Here is a 24,113-nt window from a genome sequence, read left to right as displayed (position 1 = left end):
TTAATTAATTATTGGTTGATATTTTAAAACTTTCTTTAGAGTGGTCTTTTTAGCCTTACAGTCCCGCTTTTAGGCTCGCTTCGATAAATTGATCGAGGTCGCCATCGAGTACCGCACCAGTGTTAAAAGTTTCAACGCCAGTACGCAAGTCTTTGATACGTGAATCATCAAGCACATAAGAGCGAATTTGACTGCCCCAGCCCACATCAGACTTACCATCCTCGACCGCTTGCTGAGATTCCATGCGTTTTTGCATTTCAAGCTCATAAAGCTTGGCACGCAACATTTTCATCGCCGTCGCCTTATTACCATGCTGGCTACGCTCGTTCTGACAAGTGACCACTACCCCACTTGGCTCGTGGGTAATACGTACCGCAGAATCGGTCGTGTTCACATGCTGACCGCCTGCGCCCGATGAGCGATAGGTATCGATACGCAAATCCGCAGGATTGATATCAATCTCGATATTATCATCAATTTCAGGCGACACAAAAACGGCAGCAAATGAGGTATGACGACCGTTATTGCTGTCAAATGGCGATTTACGGACTAAGCGATGCACGCCGATTTCGGTACGTAACCAACCAAAAGCATAATCCCCTTTAATCTCAATCGTTGCTGATTTAATACCAGCCACGCTACCAGAAGACACCTCAATGACCTCAACTTTGAAGCCATGCGATTCCGCCCAGCGTGTATACATACGCAATAGCATCTCTGCCCAATCCTGCGCTTCGGTGCCACCACTACCCGACTGAATATCCAAGTAGCAGTTATTAGGATCCATCTCACCGCTAAACATGCGACGGAACTCTAAATCTGCAACGCGTTTCTCCGCATTGTCGAGCTCTGCTTGCACATCCGCCAGCAAGGATTCATCCTCTGCTTCTACTGCCAGCTCCAGCATAGCAGACGCATCTTCTAATGTCGTCTCAAGTGATACCACGACATCAATGACGCCATCAAGCTGGCTTTTTTCTTTATTAATCTTAGTCGCACGCTCTGGATCATTCCATAGCTCGGGATTCTCTAGTTCCAAATTGACTTCTTCTAAGCGTTCTTGCTTACCATCGAAGTCAAAGATACCTCCGCAAGTCCTGCCCACGCTCTGATAAATCTTTAATTCGTTCTTGATACGGATTGATTTCCATAAAGTTTCCTGTCTTTTTAAATAAATATCTCACTGATATGGCGCTATTTTAAATGAGATTGACGATAAATAGTTGGCTAATTATGACTGGCTTTATATTAAATAATGTTAAATAGCCTAAATCGACCAATCCTCTACTGCCCAGCGATGCGCTAAAGCATGCGCATGCAGCGCCTCATCAGGAGATATACAAATAGCCACATCTGCCCACTCCAGCAATGGAATGTCATTTTTGGAATCTGAATACGCATAAGTTTTATCAAAAGTCGTGCCTGCTGATTGCTGCTTATCTAGCCATTTATTCAGATGGTAAATTTTACCTTCTTTAAAGTTTGGCTTGTCGGTAAGTTTGCCCGTATAGCGCTCATTTTTTATCTCAAGCGGTGTCGATAGCACATTGGCACCTTCGATACCAAAACGCTTGGCGATAGCAGAAACCACAAAATCATTGGTCGCAGAAATAATCACCACCTCATGACCTTTTTCAACATGCTGACAGAGCACTTCCATAGCTTTTGGGCGAATGTGCGGCTCAATTTCACTTTTAATATAGTCTTCTCGTAGCTCATGCAATCTATCCATCGGCAAGCTACTTAAAAATTGCGCCACAAATTCATTATATTCTGTCGCATCAAGCGTACCTTCGATATAGTCTTGGTAAAACTTTTGATTGGCCGTGCGATATTGCGCTTCATCGACGAGGTCGTGTTTGACGATATATTCGCCCCATAAATAGTCGCTATCGACGTCGAGCAAAGTATGATCTAAATCAAAAAGTGCCAGCTCTTTTGGAGAAATTTGTGCTTGTGTTGCCTGCATAATGAGACCTTACTGTTGTTTGTTGAAAAATAGAAATACAAATCGTTTTTAATAACCGTCGCTTTGGAGATAAATAATGGTATGAAAAAAATTTCTTAATAATTTTTCGTGAATGCTACTGTTCACCAAACAAAATTATGGTAGCTTTATTTATATAACTTATGGTTAGGGCATGTCCTCAATCTGAACGAAAGCGCCTAAATGGGCTAAAAATGGTGATACGCCCTAGTATCTGTTTTGCTTACTTCATAATAAAAATAGAGAATCCCATGGAAGCGCCTGATGTCAAAACCGTCGTGCCAAATAAAACGCGCCGCCCTGCCCGTTCAATCAAAGAAATCAGACAACGTCAGCTGGGTAAAAGCTATCAATCACCTTTGGACCGTATACTGTATGCGTTCTTAAATGGTTTGATGTATGGTGCTGGTGGTTTACTAATCGATCTTGCTATTGTGGTTATTCGCTCAATAGCTGGTATAGGTAATGGCGACGTTTTTTGGTTATTCACCCCATTTATGTTGGTGGTGGGCGCAATCATGGGTTTTATTGTTGGTAAAAATGCTGGTGCTGAGAGCGTCAATGCTCTCAACATCAACGAAACAACCAATCATAACGCTTACCTTAATGACTACTCTATACGCCATGATATTTTTCGCGGACTGATTATTGGTATTATCATTTTTGCCATTATTTGGCTGGTCATGATGCTGATGGCATAAAGAGTCTCTATGTAAGGCGCGTTTGCATCATTTGCATAAACATAGAGAATAGAACAATATCAGACAGTTCGCTTATGTTTTGCGTGACTCTATGATTTGGCTAGCGCTTTATTTAGGCAGTGGAATTTCAGTCAGACCTTCCTTATAAGTTTCACAAAGTTCAGCATAATGTTGCGCTGACATTTTTAGCATGGCGGCTTGCTCGTCCGTTAAGGTTTTGACCACCTTGGCAGGGGCGCCCATGACGAGTGAATTGTCTGGAATCACCTTGCCTTCTGTGACAAGGGCTTTGGCACCAATGATACAATTTTTACCAATCTTGGCATTATTTAATACCACCGCACCAATACCAATCAAGCTATTATCACCGACTTCGCAGCCGTGTAGCATCGCTAAATGACCAATAGTGACATAGTTGCCGATTTTGACCTCAATGCCTGCATCAGTATGAATGACACTGTTTTCTTGCACATTACTATAATCGCCGATATGAATGCGTTCATTGTCACCGCGAATCACCGCACCGAACCACACGTTAGCCTGATGACCCAAATAGACATCGCCTATCACTCGTGCTGAGTCTGCGACCCAACCATTAAAAGGTGCCGCAAATTCGGGCACCTTGTCTAAATATTGATAAATCATAACAGCTCCTTGTTATATACATAATCGTAATGGAACAGGTTAATCATGAAAATTAGTCATGAAAATTAGTCATGAAAATTAGTCATGAAAACTAATCATGAAAACCAGATATCTCGATTTGCTATCCATTGTGGCAAAGCCAAAAGAGAAAATCCAGCGCTATTAACGGCTAATGATTAAAGGCATGCCTTCAATCTAAAAATCGGCTGGCTATCTGTGGGTATATTGTATATAATGCGCAAAATCTGTGCCTAAGCGAGCGGACATGATGCAAGTTACCTATTCACTATCTAGTGGGTTTTGTAGTTTCCATCAATAATGTCTTCTCGCTTTTTTGTGGAAAAATTTTGGGTTTAGGTGTTTTTTAGTATTCGTCAATAGCAATTTTTGCGATATAAAAAGCCATTTCTAACCTAAAATTTAATCATGGAAATCATGGCACTCACCAATAACAGCGGAGGCAACCCTTGAATTCATCGGCAGAAATACAAGCAATTTTGGCACTAGCAGACGGTACAATTTTTCGCGGTGTGAGTATCGGCAGTCTCGGTCATCGTGTCGGTGAGGTGGTGTTTAATACAGCCATGACAGGGTACCAAGAAATCCTAACGGACCCAAGTTATGCGCGTCAGCTGGTCACCCTTACCTATCCGCACATTGGCAATACTGGTACCAACGCTGAAGATACCGAGTCTGGTAATGGTCATCAGGTATGGGCAGACGGTCTTATCATCCGTGATGCGACGATGGTCACCTCAAACTTCCGTAACTCAGAATCGCTCGCAGACTATCTACAGCGTAATGATACCATCGCTATCGCTGAAATTGACACGCGTCAATTGACTCGCCTATTACGAGATAAAGGCGCTCAGAACGGTTGTATCATGACCGCATCAAATGGCGAGACGATCAGTACAGATGACGAGCAACAAGCCATCAAGCTGGCACAAGGGTTTGCAGGCCTAGAAGGTATGGATCTAGCAAAAGAATGCTGCACAACAGAGCGCTTTGAGTGGACAGCGGGCACATGGGATTTATCAGATACCCTACTCAACCGTGATATCCCTGGTAGTCACGATAGCGGTACTGGTGGCTTCTTTAAGCAACTAGGTACTCATATCGACTCTAAATACAATGTCGTCGCTTATGACTTCGGTAGCAAAACCAACATCCTACGTATGCTGGTTGATCGCGGCTGTCATGTAACCGTCGTTCCAGCACAAACCCCTATTGCTGACGTACTAGCGATGAACCCAGATGGTATTTTCTTATCAAACGGTCCTGGCGATCCTGCAGCTTGTGATTATGCTATCGATGCGGTACGTCACATTATTGAAGAAACAAACATTCCAACATTTGGTATTTGCTTAGGTCATCAGCTGATTGGTCTAGCTAGCGGCGCAAACACCATCAAAATGAAAACGGGTCATCACGGTGCTAACCATCCGGTACAGGATTTGGCGACTGGTACGGTTATGATTACCAGTCAAAACCATGGTTTTGCGGTTGATGAAGACACGCTGCCTGACAACGTTAAATCTACCCATCGCTCATTATTTGACGGTACTAACCAAGGGATTGAGCTGACCAATAAGCCAGTATTTAGCTTCCAAGGTCACCCAGAAGCCAGCCCAGGTCCACATGATGCTGCGCCACTGTTTGATAAGTTTGCAGAGATGATGGCAGCAGCTAAAGCTTAATGCATCAAGATTGGTAATGAATAATAAATATCAAGCTTGAATCACTGATGGTGGTTCAAGTTGAATCGACTAGAATACTGTCAGTTTTATTAAAAATATAGATTAATCAAAATATAACCCAAACGAAGGTAGCCCTAACTATGCCAAAACGTACCGACATAAAAAGCATTCTTATCATAGGCGCAGGTCCTATCGTCATCGGTCAAGCATGTGAGTTTGATTATTCGGGTGCACAGGCCTGTAAAGCGCTAAAAGAAGAAGGCTACCGCGTCATCTTGGTCAACTCAAACCCTGCGACCATCATGACTGACCCTACCATGGCTGATGCGACCTATATCGAGCCGATTACTTGGCAGACGGTTGAGCAAATCATTGCCAAAGAACACCCTGATGCGATCTTGCCAACCATGGGTGGCCAGACAGCGCTAAACTGTGCCTTAGAATTAGACAAGCATGGCGTATTGACCAAATACAACTGCGAATTGATTGGCGCGACCAAAGACTCTATCGAGATGGCGGAAGATCGCAACTTGTTCGATAAAGCCATGAAGCGTATCGGCCTTGAATGTCCACGCGCTGAAACTGCTGAAACCATGGAAGAAGCCTTTGCGACTCAAGAAAAAATGGGCTATCCGTGTATCATTCGCCCATCATTTACTATGGGCGGTTCAGGCGGCGGTATCGCGTACAACCGTGATGAGTTCATCGAGATTTGTGAGCGCGGCTTTGATTTATCGCCGAACCATCAGCTGCTTATCGATGAATCATTAATCGGTTGGAAAGAGTATGAGATGGAAGTGGTTCGTGATAAAAACGACAACTGCATCATCATCTGCGCCATCGAAAACTTTGACCCAATGGGCGTGCATACAGGCGACTCAATCACCGTTGCTCCAGCACAAACCTTGACGGATAAAGAATACCAAATTATGCGTAATGCTTCATTAGCAGTACTGCGTGAGATCGGTGTTGAAACAGGTGGCTCAAACGTACAGTTCGGTATCAACCCTGACACAGGACGTATGGTCGTCATCGAGATGAACCCACGTGTATCACGCTCATCGGCACTGGCGTCAAAAGCCACTGGTTTCCCGATTGCTAAAATCGCAGCAAAATTGGCGATTGGTTATACGTTAGATGAATTGCAAAATGATATCACTGGTGGCAAAACACCAGCCAGTTTTGAGCCTGCGCTTGATTATGTTGTGACCAAGATTCCACGTTTTAACTTTGAAAAATTCGCACAAGCCGATAGTGTTTTATCAACCCAAATGAAATCGGTTGGCGAAGTCATGGCGATTGGTCGTAACTTCCAAGAATCCATGCAAAAAGCCTTGCGCGGTATGGAAACAGGCAATGACGGTTTTGATGAGCAAATTGACTTATCAAAAGTGGCAGCTGATAAAGCTCGTAGCGAAATTATTAATCGCTTAACCATCCCAACACCTGAGCGCATTTATTATATTGCGGATGCTTTCCGCGTCGGTATGAGTGTCGATGAAGTGTTCAATTTCACTAAGATCGACCCATGGTTCTTGGTACAGATTGAAGACATCGTGAAAACTGAAGCACAAGTTAAAGCACTTGGTTTTGGCGGTTTGACCGAAAAGAACTTACGTAGCTTTAAACGTAAAGGCCTATCAGACTTACGTTTGTCCAAATTGCTGGGTGTCTCACAAAAGCAACTGCGCAAAAAACGTTGGGATTTAAACGTCTATCCAGTCTATAAACGCGTCGATACTTGTGCCGCAGAGTTTGCGACCAGTACTGCTTATATGTATTCAACGTACGATAGCGAATGTGAAGCCAACCCAACGGATAACAAGAAAATCATGGTCATCGGTGGCGGCCCTAACCGTATTGGTCAAGGTATTGAGTTTGACTATTGCTGTGTACACGCTGCTCTTGCCATGCGCGAAGACGGTTATGAAACTATCATGGTCAACTGTAATCCTGAAACGGTTTCAACCGATTATGACACCTCTGACCGTCTGTATTTTGAGCCAATTACATTAGAAGACGTGCTAGAAATCGTCCGTATCGAAAATCCTGATGGCGTGATTGTGCAGTTCGGTGGTCAAACGCCATTGAAACTAGCCCGCGCGCTTGAAGCTGCTGGCGTAAAAATCATTGGTACTAGCCCTGATGCGATTGATCGCGCTGAAGACCGCGAACGCTTCCAACATATGATTCAGCAATTGAACCTTATTCAACCAACCAATGCCTTAGCGACGAGCTTAGAAGATGGTTTGGTCAAAGCAAAAGACGTTGGCTATCCATTAGTTGTACGCCCGTCTTATGTACTAGGCGGCCGTGCCATGGAAATCGTCTATAACGAAGATGAGTTAAGACATTACCTACGTACGGCGGTACAAGCATCAAACGAAGCGCCAGTACTACTAGACCGCTTCTTAGATGATGCGATCGAAGTCGATGTTGACTGCGTTTGTGATGGTACAGATGTGGTGATTGGCGGCATCATGCAGCATATCGAACAAGCAGGCGTGCACTCTGGCGACTCAGCCTGTTCATTGCCGCCTTACTCATTGTCTGATGAGCTATGTGATATGATGCGTGCACAAACCGTCGCCATGGCAAAAGAGCTTGGTGTCGTTGGTTTGATGAACGTACAGTTTGCTGTAAAAGGTGAAACGATTTATATCTTAGAAGTGAACCCTCGTGCCGCCCGTACCGTGCCATTCGTTTCTAAGTGTATCGGTACTTCTTTAGCGCAAATCGCGGCTCGCTGTATGGCTGGTACCTCGTTAAAAGACCAAGGCTTTACTACCGAGATTGTTCCGGCATTTTTTGCAGTAAAAGAAGCGGTATTCCCGTTTGCTAAATTCCCTGGTGTTGACCCAATCTTGAGCCCTGAGATGAAATCAACGGGTGAAGTGATGGGTGTTGGTAAAACCTTTGGCGAAGCATTCTACAAAGCCATTATCGGTAGTAATGAGCGTCTGCCAGGTCTACCGACCGAAGGGGAAACCAAGACCGTCTTTATCTCTGTACGTGATAGCGACAAAGCACAAATCGCTCCGATCGCGCGCCAGCTTGCCGACTTTGGTTTTAACATTGTATCAACCACTGGTACGCAAAAAGTATTGGCCGATGCCGGTATTGAGTGCAAGCAAATCAATAAAGTTACCGAAGGTCGCCCGCATATCGTCGATGCATTGAAAAATGGTAAAATCGACCTTATTATCAATACCACTGAAGGCAAACAGGCTCAAGAGGATTCATTCTCTATCCGCCGTAGTGCCCTACAGGGCAAAGTATTCTACGTCACGACTTTGGGTGCGGCAGATGCGGTTTGTAAATCTTATGCCATTGACCTTCCATTTGAGGTCTATAAGCTACAAGATTTGCACGAACAAGCAAAGACTATCGCTTAGCTCTATTGACTTAGCAGCATAATTTCAGTAGATTAAGCATGACTGCAACGCTTGTTTAAAAGCTGAGGCAAAACTTGTTATCGATTTTTATATAACAGTAGTGCTTTAAAAAACGTATTACTTTAGAAAAATAAAGTTTTAAAAAGATAGACCTAAAAAGCATAGTGGCTAAACTGCGACTATGCTTTTTATTACTTAAGGTTAATGTGCATTGTTTGTCAGTGTATCTATGCTCACAGATAAGCGCATGTTTAGTTGTTACGCAATCTAAAACCCATTCTTTTTATATCTCATACTCATTGCAACAACACTGACACCATCTCACTATTCACTAAGAGTAGGAGATGGTGTGATGTTATTGGTTTAAGGAAAAAACATGCAACGTTATCCCATGACTCCGCAAGGACATGCGGCTCTAGAAGCCGAATTAAAACAGTTAAAAAGTGTCGATCGTCCACGCATCACTGCTTCTATCGCTGAAGCCCGCGAACACGGCGATTTAAAAGAAAATGCTGAATACCATGCAGCGCGAGAGCAGCAAGGTTTTTGTGAAGCGCGTATTCGTGATATCGAAGCCAAACTTGGCGGCGCGCAAGTGATTGATCCTGCGACACTGCCCAAAGATGGTCGTGTGATATTCGGCGTGAGCGTCGTTATCGAAAACATGGACACCGGAGAAGAAAAACAATACAAAATTGTTGGTGATGACGAAGCAGATTTTAAAGCGGGTAAAATCTCAGTCAACTCGCCAATTGCTCGTGGTCTGATTGGTAAATCAGAAGGCGATGAAGTGCGTATTGAGACGCCAAAAGGCGTGGTCGAATACGAAATCATGAAAGTGATTTACGATTAATTTGACTGATTTGATAAATATCTGGATAGAAAGCCTTTGATAACAAAAGCTTTTTGACGCGAATAAGCCAGCAGCTTGCTTAGCTGATAAGCGTAGAAAATAGTACACAACCTCATTATTCATACAGCAGAAGTTACACAACGCTGCTTTTTTAGTCCGTTTGTTTTAGCGCATAATTGCTCGAGTATAGACGCTGAGCCTTGTGATTATTACGAGTTTTGAATTATAAGCATTTAACGTTAAGTGCTTAGCAACTGACTAAAATAATGATGGAGAGATAGCGGACATTGGCTATCATTAGTATCTTTACCCTCGTTATTTGACATGGTTTACATGCTCATTTGACGGGGGTTTTTCTTTTCTAGGCGTTATTTTTTCAGCCTTTTTTCAGCTTTGCTTTCTGCTACTGCGTTAGCGGCTTTATTTACTGTTATTTTAAAGGAATATATTATGACCTTACACATCAACATGCCAGCGTTACTGACTATTCATAAAAAAGCGCTTAAACCGCAAATTCTCGTTAAAAAAAGTGCGATAACTACTGCCATTTCAACAATCTTAGCAGGCGCTTTATTAACGGTATCTACCGCACATGCTGCGCCTGAAATCGCCATCACTTCTTCTGCTGGTAGTAGCACTACCGTCGTTGAACAGTATTCTGATGGTAAAACTGCGACCATTACAGCGACACCATACGGCATCACCATGCAAGATGGCATGCCGTATGCGGTGACTCAAGTAACTAACATTCCACGCTATACGGTTCGCCAAGTCGCCAGTAATGGTGCGAGCAATACGGTCGTCACCCAAGGCAGCACCACGGTCACGAGCGTGCCTGTGACCGATCCGACTACCAATAATGTTACCAAGGTTGATGTCATAGCCGTGCCAACGACTAGCGTGACACAAGTATTGCCCGTTACAACGGTGACGCAATTGCCTGTCATCAAACCTACCACAACAGTAATCACTAGCCAGCCTGTGACCAACCAAATAAGCAGTCAAATAACCACGACGACTTCTTTGGATGCTCTGCAATTGACCCCAACTTTTAGTACGCCTGACGTGGTAAATGCACAAACCAAAGTGATGAAAATATTAAAAAATAAAGATGGTCGTGAAGTGGCCGTACCTGCGAACCATATCGCACCTGGCGACATCATCGAATACCACACTACTTATACCAACACCACGGCAAAACCCGTCACTGACATCAATGCCATGGTGTCACTGCCAAATGGCCTGCAATTGGTATCGTTGAATAGCCCACTACCAACGCTTGCGACAACTGGCGGCGACAGTTATCAGACTATCCAACAAATTGGCAATACTGTGGTCATCACAGAAAATTACTCTGGACTCAAATGGAACTTGGTAGATCTTCCTACTAACGCACCGCAAACGGTTGTTATACGTGCGAAGGTTCAGTAAAAATTAAACTCTAAAGTATTATTATTTAATAAATCTTAAAATTAATAAAAGGTCTTGCCGGCTAATTTCCTAGTCAGCAAGACCTTTTTGATGAGTGTACCTTATTCCTTAACATCCGACCTTTTGCTATAGTGCCACTAATTAAAAACAAATATCCGGTAATTATTTGCATGCATAAACCCACTTCTCTCTATTCATTAGTTTTTATCATTTATAGCTGTATTTTTAGTTCTATATCTTTGGCTGAAGCTGCCGAACCAGAATTTGACGCTAGCTTTTATATGTCGAAAATTTGTACTGCATATATGAGTAAAGACGGTCATGAGTATTGCGATGATGGTTATATCCTTAAAAGCGAAACGTTAAATAATGGAGAAGTAATAGAAGCCGTGCTTATGGATGGAATAGGTCATTACGGCTGGAACCATACTTCGCTTAAAAAAATCGATAAAGATACTTATCATGTTTACGTTGGCGGTGGCAATCCATGCGGTGCTAATATGCTATTTGGTCGTGGCAGCAAGGAGCAATACTTTGGCCGTTATTTCACCTTTGACCTAAACAGTCGATGTAGCGTTGGATATAATAATGATAAACAATTATGGACGGCTAGCCGATTTTTTTCAGATAAACAAATCGATTTTCCTTCGACCTATGACCCTGATGCTTTTGCAGCTTACCCCAAGTACAACGTCGAGTTTGATAAAAAAGGACGTCTCATTGTCAAAGAATACTTCTCAGAAGAAGTGGTTCAAACGTTACCTAATCCCTGCTCTGCTAATTAAAAAAATCTCATAAATAGCACGACAACAGTTGTCGTATTAAATCGACATTTTATCAATAATTACAGTGACTTATAAGCCGATTTGCTAAAATAATAACCTGTAAATGAATTGGTAAATCGCGCTTATGGCCACCATCAATTATGAACGCCTGCAAGGCAAGCTCAATATTTTAGCCGATGCTGCTAAATATGATGTTTCTTGCTCATCATCGAGTGGCACCCGCAAAAACCAAGGCGGTGGTCTTGGTGATGCCTCCGCCACTGGTATTTGTCACAGCTATACCGAAGATGGTCGCTGCGTCAGCTTGTTAAAAATACTCTTAACCAATCATTGTATTTACGACTGCGCTTATTGTACGTCGCGTAAAAGCAATGACACGCCGCGTGCCGCTTTTAGCGTTGAGGAAGTGGTCGATTTAACCATGCAGTTTTACCGCCGTAACTATATCGAAGGGCTATTTCTCAGCTCAGGTATTTTTAAAAGTGGCGACTATACGATGGAGCGCTTGGTCGAAGTTGCTAAGATATTACGTACCCGTGAGCATTTTAATGGCTATATCCATTTAAAAACCATTCCCGGTGCGTCAAAAGAGTTGCTGTTAGAAGCAGGGCTTTACGCCGACCGCCTCAGCGTTAATATTGAAATTCCGACCAAATCAGGCTTGGCTTTACTAGCACCAGAAAAATCACATGATGAATTAAAAGCACCGATGGAAACGGTTAAAACTGAAATCATTACTATCAAAGAGAGCCGTAAAACCCATAAGAAGGCACCGAAATTTGTGCCAGCAGGTCAGACCAGTCAGATGATTGTTGGCGCGAGTAACGAGACTGACTTGCAAGTTATTCAGTTATCGAGTCATTTTTATAAACAGTATGATCTCAAGCGTGTCTACTACTCTGGCTATGTACCGATGTTGTCCGACAGTCGCCTGCCAGCGATTGGAACGCCAGTGCCGATGATACGCGAAAACCGCCTTTATCAAGCGGACTGGCTGATGCGGTTTTATGGTTTTGGCGCGCATGAAATCGTCGAGCCTGACTCGCCATTTTTGGATTTGGACTGCGACCCAAAACTGGCTTGGGCAATCCGCCATCGTGAGCATTTTCCAGTTAATATTCAAACTGCTAGTTATGAGATGATTGTCCGTATTCCCGGTATCGGTACAAAAACGGCTAAAAAAATAGTGAAAGCACGCAAGTTTAATCAATTGACGCTTTATCATCTGAAAAAAATGGGCGCGGCGATCAATCGCGCCAAATACTTCATCGCGACTACCGGCAAAAATGAACATTTAGCCCATTTAACGCGTGATAACTTCCGGCAATATGTATTGGCACAGACGCAGACTAAGTATAAAGACCAGCATAATGGGCAATTGGCTTTGTTTTGAGCATCAAGATTATTAATAAAGTGAGCCACCACTATTAGAGCATCTTGAGACAGCAAATTAGGATAAATAATGTCGCAGTCATTGTCAGAAATAGCTGAAACCCAAACTTATCATCTGGGGCAATTAACACCCAGTATTGTACTTTATGAGCCAAGTTTTGAGGGTTGGCTAAGTGCGGTATTTTATGTCTATGCTAGTCGGTTACAAGACCATGAATCCTTACAATTAACTGCTCAAGATCGTTACATTCCCTCACTAATTACCCAATCGACCAGCGTTAGCACTGATGAATACAAAGCCGAGCGTGTATTAGTAAAGCTCAATAAACTTTTAGGTCGCTCAGGTATGCGTCATGTCCTTTGGGGGGTTTTATCAGAAAAAGACAATATTGGTACGATTTTATTTCAAGTAGTCAAATATGCCATCGGCTACCCTAGCCGCCATATCATGGAAGATTTGGGTAATCTCGATGTCTTAGAGCTGGTGCAAACCGTCAAATCTGTCGGTCGTGAGAAACATCGTATGGAAGCCTTTGTACGTTTTGAGCATACCACTGATGACATTTATTTTGCGCGCGTTGAGCCAGATTTTAATGTGTTGCCTTTGATTGGGGAACATTTTCGTCAGCGCTACCAAGACCAACACTGGGCGATTTATGATTTGGCCCGTGGCTATGGTATTTATTATGATAAAAGCAAAAGTAAGCCATCGCGACCTGCTGCCCTGCAAACCATCACTGATTTAGATGATGCCGTACTGCGCAACCCTACCAGCATTCATAGCGAGGACGAGCAGCGCTATCAAAAATTTTGGCAAGGTTACTTTACCAACGTCAATATCAAAGAGCGTAAAAACCCGCGTTTGCATAAGCAATACTTGCCACAGCGTTATTGGAAATACTTAAGCGAAAAACAAGTACTTCCCAATGCTGAGCATCTACAGAAACGTCGCTAATGGTTTCGAGCGATTCTCCTATCCTATTAATGCTTAGATTTCCTTGAAAACAACGCTTATCTAACGCTATCTTTTATCTTGATGGTTGAGTTTTGGCGGCTTTTAACTGACAATAGCAACTTATATTATGAACTGGTCACCAATGCCATTATGAAAGTTATGCGCTTATTGTCGTCTTTAAAGCATGATGAATCCGAGCGCGGTATTTTTCATCTTGGGCGCGCATTGGTCAAAAACGGCCATACCTCTATCATCGTCTCCAGCGCCGACGAAGACAACGATCTGGTTAAACGTCTAAAGCGTGATGGCAATAATTATCATCAGCTACACATGAATAAAAAGTCTTGGTTGTCGTTACTACAAGTCACGGCGCTGCGGCGTCTGATTGAAAAATACAATCCTGACGTCATTCATGTACACTCACGTACGCCAGCATGGATACTGCATTTGGCATTGCGCCGCGCCCGTGTCAAGCGGATACCAAAGCTAGTGTCAACTATGTATGGCTTTTATCCGATTAATAAATACTCACAAGCTCTACTCAATGTCGATACCATTATTACGGTATCTGATAGTGTCACCAATTATCTAAAAAAAGGTCTGCGCCGTGAAGATGCAGACCCTAAAGTAATCAAACGCATCTACCGTGGTATCGATACGCGCCGCTATCCTTATCGTCATAATCCGTCTGTTTATTGGCTACGGCATACCTTTGCTGAATATCCTGAGCTTGAGCATAAAAAATGGCTGGTATTTCCAACTATTATTGGCAACGAATATGGTCAGGAATGGCTGATTGATATTTTGGGTAATTTGCAAGAGCAATTCCCTAACATCCACGTCATTATCATGGATGATGATTATCGAGATGGTGATGTCGCGCATGAAGATTTCCGTCAACGCACCAATACACTAGGATTGGCTGATCGCATTACTTATGTAGGCAGCAAACGTAATGACATGCGTGAATGGCTATCAGCGGCCAATATCGTGATGGCACTTGCTAATGAACCTGAATCAATCGGTATCAATGCCTTACAAGCGATTCATTTAGGCACGCCCGTTATTGGTTGGGATCAGGCCGCATTTAGTGAGATTTTACAACCACTATATCCGCAAGGATTGGTCAAAAAATACAATGCCAATGCGCTATGCAAAGCAGTCAGAAACCAATTAGAAAGCGTCACGCGCCCTGAAATGACCAACAAATTCACCATGCGTGAAATGATTGAAGAAACGCTCGCTGTCTATCAAGGTCTACACGACGACTCACTCGCAGAAGAACAAGCTGCGAGTGACGCCGCTGCTGTCAGAAGAATCAAAAATACGCTCAAAAAATCCTCTAAACTCACTCATAAAAAACCTGAGTCTGCTTATATAGCGCTTGAACCAGCAGATAAGCAGACTAAAGTAAAACTTATTAAAGAAAAACCTAAAGCGATGAGTATCTCAAATCCGCTTACTGACTCAGAAAAGGTTCAAGAGCATAAAGACCTGTAGACCTATTACTGTGTTACTTAGGTTACTATCTAACAGCCTGCTAAGGCATGTCCTTATAACGACTCCTTTCGTACCAAAAAAAACGCTGCTTCTCAAAATAGAAGCAGCGTTTTTTTTGGTACCGTGAAAGATTACCATGACTATTTGAACATCAACTTAAACGGCTATTAAAACGTTAATTTAATAAGTCGTTGGGGTATGCGCACTAACAATGCGAGTCACGCCATCAGTAGGGTTGATAAAAGTATGTGGTCGAATGGTATCAATCACGTAGCTGTCACCTTGGTTTAATAGATATGTAGTCTCATCGATACGGATAAGAATTTTGCCTTCAATGACCGTGCCAATCTCTTCACCTTCGTGGGCAATTTTTTCTTCGGTTGAGCTGTTTGGTTGATACACCTCAATCAAAAAACCCAAATTCTTTGTGGTGCTACAGTTATATACCTGTCTTAGTGACACTCTACTACTCGGTTCGCTCAGCTCCAACAAATCCTTTGGCGTTACCACGACTCTCGCCTTTGGCTCCTTCCATTCATCACTAAAAAATGTGGTCAAATCAGAGCCCAACACCGCCAAAATTGCCTTTAGCGTATTCACTGCTGGGCTAACTTTATTGCGCTCGATGGAGCTGATAGAAGTATTGGTTAATCCTGACAATTTCGCGAGCTTACGTTGCGAGTAGCCTTTTGCGAGGCGCAGCTGATTGATCTTTTTACCGATATCCTCTTCTGCCGACTCGTCAGTTTCGGCTGACATCGCTATCTCACAGTCTGTCAAATCATCATCACCACTGATATCATCCGTGTCGATGTCAGTAGTGATGTTCGTGTCTTTACTGCTGGCGGCATCACTATCTGCACTACTATCGACGCTATTATTCGTCTCAGCCTCAGCGCTGGTAGTGTCTCTATGAGCTTCAGTAATGCTATTCCGTGTGTGGTTTGCTGGCATGGTGGATAAATTCCTTGAATAGAAATTTGGACAAGCTATCTTGTGCATAATTTAACTCAGGATGCCATTGTACACCAATCATAAATGGATGTTGCAATAAGCTGATGGCCTCTACCAAACCATCAGGCGCTAGAGCCTCTACCAATAAACGCGCACCTACTTTATTGATTGCTTGTTTATGTAGCGAGTTCACGTGCCATTTCTCACCAAAGGCGGCAAGCCTGCCATTTGGTTGAATAATCACGTCATGCACTGGCTGATACTGCACCTCAAGTGGTTGGGTATTGTCCTCTAAATGTGGCTCATAAAACCCCTCTACTTCCCGCCAATCAGGATGTAGCGTGCCACCAAAATGCACATTCATCTCTTGCAAACCTCGGCAAACTGCTAATAGTGGGGTGCCAGTTTTTTCTGCATAAGCCAATAATTTAAAGCTTAACTCATCACGGCCCAAATCTTGTTTTGCTTCGATGTGCGTCGCGCCATAACGTGTTGGTGCCACGTTACTATAACTTCCCGTTAGCAAAATTCCATCTGCGATGGTCAGTAGCGCTTCAAAGTTTTCGCTATCGGCAGCAGTATTTGGCAGCAGTATGGGATTGCCACCATAAAAATTCACGGCATCGATATATTTTTGATACACCGCTTGTGCTGGCTGCCCATCAACCATCTTATGACAAGAAACAATAGCAATAATAGGTCTAGAATTTTTCATACCGTCTTCCCTAGTTATAACAAACAGACCTCATTGTCTATATTGTTCAATCCTTTATTTAGCTAAAATTTAACACAACATCTCACAAAATGTAAACTATAAATTTCAATATTACCGATATTAATATTAATATCGTAAAAACGTATTAATTTAAGATAATTTTAAATAAAAATTGACAACTATAGTTTTCATCCATATATTGGAAGTTATCAGCGAGACACTAGAGCAGAGTGTAATTTTTACAGTTAATCGTAGCACTCTAAAAAGATATATAGGTAAGTAGTTAATATCATTAATAAAATTAACTTTTCATAATTATTAGATATGCGTCTTTTGATGAATATAGACAACAACCAAGCACCGTCTTACCAACTACTGCTCTATCAAGTGTTAGTTATAAATTTCATCACTGGCCCATACACACTCACTATCAACACGTAATAACAGTCGTAACCACAATCCCAGTAATTCTAAACATTCATAGGAAGAATAGACATGACGACAACCAATGGAATGGTCGAATCTGCAAACAACACAGAATATGTTTATGTTGCGGCAGGTGATATTAATGGCTTACTTCGTGGTAAGCGCATCCCTTTCAATCAAATGGAAAAAGCAGAAAATGGTGCGATACGACTGCCTTTATCTATCTTAGGCGTCGATATTTGGGGTGCTGATGTCATCGAGTCTTCTCAATGTAATGGCGATATCGATGCCATTGCCCGTCCTACTGGTCGTGCCGCCTATCCGCTTCTTAATACCAGTGCGCCTTCATCGCTATTGCCCGTTTGGCTTTATACAGAAAACAACGAACCTTATTACGGTGATGCCAGACACGTTTTGGATTACATCAGCAAAAAATTCCAAGCACTTGGTCTAACTCCTGTGATGGCAACGGAGCTGGAATTTTATTTGGTTGACTATACTGAAGGCGAAACCCCAAGACCACCTATCCGTCCCAAAAGCGGTCTAAGACTGAATAAAACCTCAATTCTGAGTATCAATGATCTATTACAATTCGATGAATTTTTAGACGAAGTTTATGCACAGTGCGAAAAGCTCGATATCCCAGTAGATGCCGCTTTGGCTGAGAATGGCTGTGGTCAGTTTGAGATTAATTTATTGCACGTGAACGATCCGTTAAAAGCGGCCGACGATGCTATTTTGTTCAAACAGGTCGTCAAAGCAGTGGCAGCGCGCCGCAAACTCACCGCGACATTCATGGCAAAACCTTTTGGCCTACAATCGGGGAATGGTTTTCATGTGCATTGCAGCTTACTAGATAAAGACGGCAATAATGTCTTCGATGATGGGTCAGATGAAGGCTCGGATATCTTGCGCCATGCAGTCGCTGGATTATTAAAGACTATGTCAGACTGTACATTATTGTTTGCACCGCACGTTAACTCTTATCGTCGCTTTACGCCCGGCACGCTCGCACCAAACAATGTGTCATGGGGTTATGAAAACCGCACAGCAGCCGTACGCATCCCTGGTGGCGATACCAAAGCACGTCGTATCGAGCACCGTGTCTCTGGCGCTGATGCCAACCCTTACCTGGTTTGTAGTGCCGTATTAGCAGGTATGTTATATGGCATCGAAAACAAGTTAGAGGCGCCAGAACCCGTCAATAGCATTACTTATAACGAAGCGGAACTGAAGACCTTGCCGTTAGATTGGCTCTCGGCCATCCGTAAATTTGAAAGCAGCGATATCATCGATTCGCTATTCCCAAGCGAGATGATTGAGCTGTTGATTGCCGTCAAAAAGCAAGAAGCCAAACGCTTTGCCCAGCAAGTCACCAACCTTGAATACCTCACCTATTTACAGGATGTTTAATATGTCAAATAGCAACGCGACACCGACTACTAACAAGCCGTCTAATAACACGCGCAATATCCCTCACTATTCAGACAAAGGTCAATATCCTGACAGCTATTACGCTGCCAGTCGCAACCCTAAGCCTGATAGACCGACGCTAGAAAATGACATCCAAGTAGAAATCTGTGTGGTCGGTGGCGGCTTTAGCGGCCTATCCACTGCCGTGCACCTGATTGAGTCAGATCACGAAGTTGTCGTACTCGAAGGCGCGCAGATTGGTTGGGGCGCATCAGGTCGTAATGGCGGGCAGATCGTCAACGGTTTAAATGCTAGCCTACAAAAAATCAAAAAATCTTATGGTCAACAAAACGCAGACTTCGTCGGTCAGCTGGTCACGCGCGGTGGCAAAATTATTCGCCGTTTTGTCAAAAATTACGATATCAGCTGTGATCTCAAAGAAAAGAATATCTTTGCGGCGCTAAACAACGGACAGCTAAAAGACTTACAAGAAACGCATGCGCTGTGGGAAAGCCATGGCATGCATGATAGAGAGATGCTGGATAAAAATGGCATTCAAGAACATATAAAATCAGATGCCTATGTGGGCGGCGTCATTGACCACTCAGGCGGACATATTCACCCACTAAACCTTGCACTAGGTGAAGCGGCGGCTATCGAACAAGGTGGCGGTACTATTTATGAAAATACCTTGGTGGTAGATATTGAGTATTCCGACGACTCTATCAAAGTCATCACTGAATTTGGCTCTGTCACTTGTAAACAAGCGATTCTGTGCGGTAATGCTTATCTTAATAAAGTTATTCCTAAGTTGACTGACCGTGTCATGCCTGTATCGACACAAATCATCGCGACCGAGCCGTTAGGTGATTTAGCCGATCAGCTACTACCCACCGATGTCTGTGTCGAAGATGTACGCTATATTCTTGATTACTATCGTCTCTCAGCAGACAAGCGCATGTTGTTTGGTGGCGGTACGGTCTACGGTGGTCAAGATCCCGCCGACATCACCGCCAAAATCAGACCAAATATGAACAAAATTTTCCCTGAGCTACGTGATGTCAAAATCGACTATGCGTGGAGTGGTAATTTTGCCTTGTCTTTTTCTCGCGTGCCGCAAATGGGTAAACTGCATGAGCGAGTATATTTCGCCCATGGTTATAGTGGTCATGGCGTGACGGGTTCGCACTTGTTTGGACAAATCTTGGCTGATGCCATCAATGGCAAAACCAAAGAGTTTGACGCTTTTGCACAAATTCCTTGGATTCCGTTCCCAGGTGGTCGAGCACTGCGAGTCCCTTACTCGGTCATGGGCTCATGGTGGTATGCGCTAAAAGATACCACTGGCATGTAAACGCATAAAAGCCTTGAATAATAAACACTGAATGAAGTGCTTTTATTTCAAAAGCTGTCGTTACATTGACCTGTCATAGCAATGGATTGTTGTGATGGGGCTCGATAGAAAGTTAATTCGCTACTGTCTATCGAGCGTCAACCATAGAATAGAGCTTGTTTAAAAAAACAATGATGTTTTACAGGGAGCGTAAATATGAACATGAAGCTCAATGACGCTGTCGAAGGACAGTATCATAATAAGCGAGTATTTCTCACCGTGCTAGGCGCAATCGCTATCTACTTAGCATTTGCGTGGCTATCAACTACCCGTGGCCCAGACGAATCGTGGGGAGCCCTATCCTTATTACCAACCTTGTTGGTGCTCGTCATCGCCATTGTCTCTAGGCGACCGTTCGAATCTATGATTGCAGGCTGTGTCGCGGGCCTCGTGATGCTCAATCCTTTTGATCTGGTTTCACCTTTTGCAGATAATATGTCAATGGTATTGGGCAATGAGACCATTATCTGGATTGTGCTCGTCTGTGGTCTGATGGGTGGACTCATTCAATTGCTTGAGATTAGTGGTTGCCTAGATGGCTTTAGTGAATGGCTGCAAAAAATTATTAAGTCGCGACGTCAGTCGTTGCTCGCGACTTTTGCGCTAGGTGTGGTGGTCTTTATTGATGATTATTTAAACTGCCTTGCTGTCTCCACATCTGTCAAAAAACTCACGGATGTCTATGGTGTTTCTCGCGAAAAACTCGCCTATATTGTCGACTCCACCGCAGCACCCATGTGTGTGATCGTTCCTATCTCTACTTGGGCCGTGTACTTTGCAGGCCTATTAGAAGAGAATGGCGTGGCCATAGAAGGTGAAGGTCTTGGCCTTTATATCAGCGCCATTCCTTATATGGCGTATGCGTGGTTCGCTCTCCTAATCGTGTTCTTGGTAGCTTACGGCGTATTAGGTGACTGGGGCCCCATGAAAAAAGCCGAGAAACGCGCCAAATCAGGTCACCCTGTTCCTGAGGCATTTGTAGAAGAACAACTGGTCTCAAACGTCCAAGCCAAACGCAAATTATCGTTCAAAGCCAATATCGCCAACTTTGCCTTCCCAATGATTTTGCTCATTGTCTCAACCATTTACTTCGAAGTCGATCTGTTGCGCGGTGCGTTGCTAACCTGTTTTGTGACCGTTATTGTCTATTGGATGCAAGGTATTTTGAGCTTTGAGACGCAAGTAGAGTCTATCTTTAAAGGCTTTAAAGTTATGCTCTATCCGCTCTCAACGGTTATTGGCGGCTTTTTCTTAAAAGCAATCAATGATGAGCTTGGCATGACCACCTATGTGATTGAGGCGATTACCCCTTATATGACGATTGTTATTTTCCCTGCGGTCATCTTTGCGGTCATGGCGTTCTTAACCTTTGCCACATCATCAAGTTGGGGTCTGTATGTGTTGGCAATGCCGATTGTCTTCCCGATATCACTTGCTCTTGGCGTGAGTACGCCTCTTATGATTGGCGCATTATTATCCGCGTCCTCGTTTGGTAGTCATGCATGTTTCTTTAGTGACTCATCCTTACTTGCCGCGCAAGGCGCTGGCTGCTCACCCATGCAGCATGCCTTTACGCAGTTCCCCTATGCAATGCTGGGAGCAGGTCTATCCGTCGCAGCCTTCTTAGGGTTGGGTTACATGATGGCGTAAGCCAAACCCAGTGCTAGGATTGTCATTGTTGCCTAACGAACCATCTCTAATTTTTTGTTAGGCAACAAAACCCATTATCTTTATACAGTATTATTCATCTGGTATTAAAAGGATTTAGATCATGCGAAACGTTACCGTTGCTACTACTCAAATGGCTTGTGGTTGGGACATACAAAAAAATATTACTACCGCCACTAACTTGATTACGCAAGCTGCTAAAGGTGGTGCCAACATCATCTTGGTCCAAGAGTTGTTTGAAACGCCGTACTTTTGCCAAGTTCATGAATTTAACTATTTTAAGCTGGCCACTACCGTTGCTGACAATGCGGCTATCAATCATTTCAAACAGCTGGCTAAAGAGTTAGAAGTGGTATTACCCATCAGCTTTTATGAAAAATCAGGCAATACCTTTTTTAATAGCGTGACCGTGATTGACGCCGATGGCGAGATACTCGGCACCTATCGCAAAACTCATATACCAGATGGCATTCCTTATGCCGAAAAATTCTACTTTACCCCTGGCGATACAGGGTTTAAGGTTTGGGAAACCAAATACGCTAAGATTGGTGTGGGTATTTGCTGGGATCAGTGGTTCCCTGAATGCGCTCGTAGCATGGCATTGATGGGTGCAGAGCTACTGTTTTACCCCACTGCCATCGGTGATGAGCCAACACTGGATATTGACTCAAAAGGACATTGGCAGCGCTGTATGCAAGGTCATGCCGCCGCCAATCTGATGCCAGTTATCGCCTCTAATCGTATTGGCACTGAGACCATCAGCCAAAATGGTAATGACAGCACGATGCAGTTCTACGGTGGCTCGTTCATTACTGATGGTCGCGGCGAGATCATACAAGAAGCATCAGCGGATACAAGCGAAGTGATTAGCACCACCTTTGATTTAGATCAGTTGGCTATCGAACGTCGTCAATGGGGGGTATTCCGTGACCGCCGTCCATCCATGTATGGCACGCTGCTGACTCATGGATAATTGATTCACTACTTTCAATTATCTCTTACTACTTTTATCGTCGCATGAATGCGATAAGGTGATTTTATGTCCAGATTACTGACCGATACGACACCACAGCAAGACGGCTTCCATATGCCAGCAGAATTTGAGCAGATAGAAAAAGTATGGATGGTATGGCCTTATCGAGCAGATAACTGGCGACAACAAGCCACTCCTGCTAAGAAAGCTTATGCTGATGTCGCATTGGCAATCCATGCTTTTTGCAAGGTTGGTGTACTGGTCAATCCAGATAACTATGAGCAGTGCCGCAATAGCTTGCCTGCCGATATCGATGTTATTTCCATGCCGAGTGATGATGCGTGGGCACGTGATACCGTCCCGACATTTTTAGTTAATAATGCTGGTGAGCTACGCGCTTGTGATTGGACATTCAATGCGTGGGGCGGCGACTATGATGGCCTCTACTCGCCTTGGGATGATGATGATAAGTTAGCGGAGCGCTTGTGTGAGCAGCTAGATATTAGCCGCTATCGCACGGATAACTTTGTGATGGAAGGTGGTGCATTTCATGTCGATGGTGAAGGCACGGTTCTGACCACACGTATGTGTTTGCTTAGCGCTGGGCGTAATCCGCACCTGAGCGAGCAGCAAATTGAAGATAAGTTAAAATCCTATCTCAATGTACAAAAAGTGCTCTGGATTGATGATGGGATCGATCCTGACGAGACTACCGGTCATGTCGATGATATTGCCTGTTTTGCGCGGCCTGGTGAAGTGGTTTGTTTATACACTGACGACCCTGAGCATCCATTTTATGAAGCAACGCAAAAAGCCTATGAACAGCTCTCGAATATAACCGATGCAAAAGGCAGACGCTTAAAAGTTCATAAGCTTTGCTGTACCCAGCAGCCAGTGACCTTGCCTGATGACTATGACATTGTGCAGTCTGACGATGCCAAACCACGCTTGACTGGCGATGTTTGTATCGCCTCATATGCCAATTTTCTCATTTGTAATGACGCTGTCATCGTGCCCCAATATGATGATAAAAATGATGCACTCGCTATTGAGCAGCTTGAAAAAGTCTTTCCGCAGCATCAAGTAGTGGGGGTACGAACGAGAGAGATTGTTTTTGGTGGCGGTAATATTCATTGTATTACTCAGCAGCAACCAAAGCCATTAATCAAAAGCACCCGCATAAAAATATAGATCCAAATGGATTTTGAACCCAATAATATTTTAAAC

The 24,113-nt window shown here is 43.6% G+C and carries 19 protein-coding genes; 14 read left to right on the top strand and 5 right to left on the bottom strand.

The annotated features are described in order from the left end of the window. Nucleotides 1-55 precede the first annotated feature (55 nt). Together prfB and JFC10_RS01135 are read right to left on the bottom strand one after the other, a co-directional pair. Nucleotides 56-1,151, bottom strand: a protein-coding gene (gene prfB / locus JFC10_RS01140; RefSeq protein ID WP_193008945.1) for a peptide chain release factor 2 whose coding sequence is annotated in 2 segments (ribosomal slippage) — nt 56-1,078 and nt 1,080-1,151 — 1,095 coding nt in all. Because the reading frame shifts where the segments join, the coding sequence is not laid out codon by codon here. Nucleotides 1,152-1,267: 116 nt separating this feature from the next. Continuing rightward, nucleotides 1,268-1,969 carry an HAD family hydrolase gene (locus tag JFC10_RS01135; RefSeq protein ID WP_193011211.1) on the bottom strand — a complete coding sequence of 234 codons (702 nt, stop codon included), beginning with the start codon at nt 1,967-1,969 and terminating at the stop codon, nt 1,268-1,270. A 269-nt stretch (nt 1,970-2,238) separates the two neighbouring features. On the opposite strand from JFC10_RS01135, the gene JFC10_RS01130 reads away from it, so the two are divergent. Further along, entirely contained in the window at nt 2,239-2,688 is a 450-nt protein-coding gene (locus tag JFC10_RS01130) for a hypothetical protein (RefSeq protein WP_193011212.1), read from the top strand. A gap of 108 nt (nt 2,689-2,796) precedes the next feature. Here JFC10_RS01130 and JFC10_RS01125 read toward each other — a convergent pair whose 3' ends face one another. Further along, on the bottom strand, nt 2,797-3,333 hold the full coding sequence (locus tag JFC10_RS01125; RefSeq protein WP_198331278.1) for a gamma carbonic anhydrase family protein: 537 nt from the start codon (nt 3,331-3,333) through the stop codon (nt 2,797-2,799). Nucleotides 3,334-3,800: 467 nt separating this feature from the next. Here JFC10_RS01125 and carA point away from each other — a divergent pair, with 467 nt between their 5' ends. The 8 genes from carA (at nt 3,801) to JFC10_RS01085 (ending at nt 15,344) form a co-directional block, all read left to right on the top strand. Beyond that, on the top strand, nt 3,801-5,033 hold the full coding sequence (gene carA / locus JFC10_RS01120; protein WP_198331277.1) for a glutamine-hydrolyzing carbamoyl-phosphate synthase small subunit: 1,233 nt from the start codon (nt 3,801-3,803) through the stop codon (nt 5,031-5,033). A gap of 140 nt (nt 5,034-5,173) precedes the next feature. Further along, on the top strand, nt 5,174-8,428 hold the full coding sequence (carB, locus tag JFC10_RS01115) for a carbamoyl-phosphate synthase large subunit (protein WP_198331276.1): 3,255 nt from the start codon (nt 5,174-5,176) through the stop codon (nt 8,426-8,428). Between the two features lie 376 nt (nt 8,429-8,804). Further along, nucleotides 8,805-9,281, top strand: a complete 477-nt coding sequence (gene greA / locus JFC10_RS01110) for a transcription elongation factor GreA (RefSeq protein ID WP_193011216.1) — start codon at nt 8,805-8,807, stop codon at nt 9,279-9,281. 450 nt (nt 9,282-9,731) lie between these two features. Further along, complete coding sequence (locus JFC10_RS01105; protein ID WP_227685880.1) at nt 9,732-10,712, top strand: hypothetical protein; 981 nt, start codon at nt 9,732-9,734, stop codon at nt 10,710-10,712. Between the two features lie 170 nt (nt 10,713-10,882). Then, complete coding sequence (locus tag JFC10_RS01100; RefSeq protein WP_198331275.1) at nt 10,883-11,497, top strand: hypothetical protein; 615 nt, start codon at nt 10,883-10,885, stop codon at nt 11,495-11,497. Nucleotides 11,498-11,621: 124 nt separating this feature from the next. After that, entirely contained in the window at nt 11,622-12,890 is a 1,269-nt protein-coding gene (locus tag JFC10_RS01095; protein WP_198331274.1) for a putative DNA modification/repair radical SAM protein, read from the top strand. 69 nt (nt 12,891-12,959) lie between these two features. Beyond that, on the top strand, nt 12,960-13,844 hold the full coding sequence (locus tag JFC10_RS01090) for a TIGR03915 family putative DNA repair protein (protein WP_198331273.1): 885 nt from the start codon (nt 12,960-12,962) through the stop codon (nt 13,842-13,844). Between the two features lie 150 nt (nt 13,845-13,994). Further along, nucleotides 13,995-15,344 (top strand): glycosyltransferase, encoded by a 1,350-nt coding sequence (locus JFC10_RS01085; protein ID WP_227685882.1) that lies wholly within the window; start codon nt 13,995-13,997, stop codon nt 15,342-15,344. Between the two features lie 180 nt (nt 15,345-15,524). On the opposite strand, the gene JFC10_RS01080 is transcribed toward JFC10_RS01085, so the two are convergent. Both JFC10_RS01080 and JFC10_RS01075 read right to left on the bottom strand, forming a co-directional pair. Further along, nucleotides 15,525-16,298 (bottom strand): cupin domain-containing protein, encoded by a 774-nt coding sequence (locus JFC10_RS01080; protein WP_198331271.1) that lies wholly within the window; start codon nt 16,296-16,298, stop codon nt 15,525-15,527. After that, entirely contained in the window at nt 16,273-17,013 is a 741-nt protein-coding gene (locus JFC10_RS01075; protein WP_198331270.1) for a gamma-glutamyl-gamma-aminobutyrate hydrolase family protein, read from the bottom strand. Before JFC10_RS01075 ends, JFC10_RS01080 begins: the two co-directional genes overlap by 26 nt. A gap of 495 nt (nt 17,014-17,508) precedes the next feature. Here JFC10_RS01075 and JFC10_RS01070 point away from each other — a divergent pair, with 495 nt between their 5' ends. The 5 genes from JFC10_RS01070 (at nt 17,509) to aguA (ending at nt 24,077) form a co-directional block, all read left to right on the top strand. Further along, complete coding sequence (locus JFC10_RS01070; RefSeq protein ID WP_198331269.1) at nt 17,509-18,852, top strand: glutamine synthetase family protein; 1,344 nt, start codon at nt 17,509-17,511, stop codon at nt 18,850-18,852. A 1-nt stretch (nt 18,853) separates the two neighbouring features. Further along, entirely contained in the window at nt 18,854-20,206 is a 1,353-nt protein-coding gene (locus tag JFC10_RS01065; protein ID WP_227685883.1) for an NAD(P)/FAD-dependent oxidoreductase, read from the top strand. 195 nt (nt 20,207-20,401) lie between these two features. Continuing rightward, nucleotides 20,402-21,895, top strand: a complete 1,494-nt coding sequence (locus JFC10_RS01060; protein ID WP_198331268.1) for a Na+/H+ antiporter NhaC family protein — start codon at nt 20,402-20,404, stop codon at nt 21,893-21,895. A gap of 121 nt (nt 21,896-22,016) precedes the next feature. After that, the gene (aguB, locus tag JFC10_RS01055; protein WP_227685884.1) at nt 22,017-22,886 is read left to right on the top strand and encodes an N-carbamoylputrescine amidase; all 870 of its coding nucleotides are present in this window, start codon (nt 22,017-22,019) and stop codon (nt 22,884-22,886) included. Between the two features lie 66 nt (nt 22,887-22,952). Then, the gene (gene aguA, locus JFC10_RS01050) at nt 22,953-24,077 is read left to right on the top strand and encodes an agmatine deiminase (protein WP_198331267.1); all 1,125 of its coding nucleotides are present in this window, start codon (nt 22,953-22,955) and stop codon (nt 24,075-24,077) included. Nucleotides 24,078-24,113: the final 36 nt, after the last annotated feature.

The sequence above is a fragment of the Psychrobacter aquimaris genome (genome assembly GCF_016107525.1).
Lineage (GTDB): Bacteria > Pseudomonadota > Gammaproteobacteria > Pseudomonadales > Moraxellaceae > Psychrobacter > Psychrobacter aquimaris.
The sequence above is the reverse complement of the archived record's forward strand: the minus strand, read 5'-3'. Positions and strand labels throughout refer to the sequence as shown.